1 protein-coding gene is annotated in these 240 nt (G+C 32.5%); it reads left to right on the forward strand.

The window, feature by feature from the left end:
- A partial coding sequence (locus CW751_RS15605) for a hypothetical protein (RefSeq protein WP_101335850.1) occupies nucleotides 1–240 on the forward strand: 240 nt, incomplete at both ends.

Here is a 240-nt window from a genome sequence, read left to right on the forward strand (position 1 = left end):
CGGATTTTGATGAGGCTATTGCAAGGATAAGTGATTTGAATATCATTCCTCTTTCATTTTATGTTCTTGGTTTTAGCTATATGGACATATCAAATTATATTTCTGTGCCTGAGAAGATTGTAAAAAAAAGGATCGATCGTGCTAAAGAGAAAGTATTGGAGGTTTATCCGTCTTTTAGAGCATTTGTAACGGATTGCTACAGGAGCAGGAAAATATATTTTTTTATTGAGAATGTTTATG

It is taken from the genome of Brumimicrobium salinarum, from assembly GCF_002844555.1.
In the GTDB taxonomy this organism is placed as follows: domain Bacteria; phylum Bacteroidota; class Bacteroidia; order Flavobacteriales_D; family Crocinitomicaceae; genus Brumimicrobium; species Brumimicrobium salinarum.